Source organism: Escherichia sp. MOD1-EC5990, assembly GCF_002965285.1.
GTDB classification, from domain to species: Bacteria; Pseudomonadota; Gammaproteobacteria; order Enterobacterales; family Enterobacteriaceae; genus Escherichia; species Escherichia coli_F.
The window spans coordinates 1-1268 of sequence record NZ_PTRV01000066.1 but is presented as its reverse complement, the minus strand read 5'-3'; the positions used below and the strand labels follow the sequence as shown (position 1 = coordinate 1268).

Here is a 1268-nt window from a genome sequence, read left to right as displayed (position 1 = left end):
CTGCCCTTATAGGTTTTCGAACGAATGGTCATCTGCGTCTTTGTTCCCGGCAGGCTGCCGGGGGTGCGGTTTTCCTGGTGGTAGGTGCGCCCCATAATAATCGGCTGGTCTGGATCGCCGTTGAGGAAATCCACAATCACCTCCTGACCCACACGCGGTATCGCCAGGTTACCAAACCCGGTGCCTGCCCACGCCTGTGCCACACGGATCCAGCATGAACTGTCCTGGTTTGACGGGTTATAACGGTCCCAGTTAAATTTCACCCGCACACGGCCATGTTCATCACAGAAGATTTCTTCTCCTGCCGGTCCCGTCACGACGGCGCTCTGCGGGCCATCCACCAGCGGTTTCAGCAACGGCTGTGGCCGCCATGTTCTGTCTGTCGGTATTACCGCAAAGTGGTTATTCAGCGTGGTACCTGAACCCCTGCGTCCCGGCACCGCCTGCGGCTGCTCGCCGTGCAGTTCACTTGCCACCACCTGCCATTCCCGGTTCAGGTTCGCCTGCGGATGCCCCGTCAGCGCAATTCGCCGTCCCGGCCATATCTCCGGCGAACGGCTTGTTCCGCGCGCCACTTCTGCGTTGTTTCGCCAGCCATCCATCTGCCAGCGGGCAAAGTTCTGCCCGTGGGCACCCTTGAAACGTCCGGGGTAGTCATACACTTCATACTGTGTGCGCTGGTAATCCTGGTACTGGCCTTCCTGATCAAAACGCCCTGCCCAGCCGGGTCGTTTAAAGGTGTAGTCCTTGGTCACCACGGAAGAAGGGCGGATTTGTGCGCTGTAGCGGAACTGGCTGATGCATAGGGTGCTCACCTCGGTACGGGTGTTCGGGTTCCAGGGGATCTCAAAGGACTCCGGCAGATAACGCACGGTGTCGCACAGGACCAGGCTCTGGTCGGTACTTTTTTGCGCGTGCTCCTCATAAAAGAAGATGCCTTCCTCCGCCGCCATCCGGCACAGGAAATCGTAATCGGTTTCGCCGTACTGGACACAAAACTCACGGGAAGGATGCGGCTCGCTGAACAGCGGACTCCACTCGGTCACCCCGTTTTCTTTCAGGATCGTCGCGAGTATGCTTTCGATGTCCTCATTCTGGAAGATACGGAAGTTCTGGCGCAGCCCTGTGCGCCACAGCGGTGGGCACACCTTCATGCTGTACAGCATCTGGTTTTTGTCGTTCTCCCCCAGTTCAAACCAGGTCACCACACCTTTCACCCGGCGCTGTACGTCATCGCCCTGCCATACCGTCAGGTAGGCCATTTTGTC

The 1268-nt window shown here is 58.4% G+C and carries 1 protein-coding gene; it reads right to left on the bottom strand.

Features of this window, described 5'->3' with window-relative positions:
- On the bottom strand, positions 1-1268 hold a 1268-nt coding region (gene tssI, locus BEB42_RS25870; RefSeq protein WP_105267602.1), incomplete at both ends, for a type VI secretion system tip protein TssI/VgrG.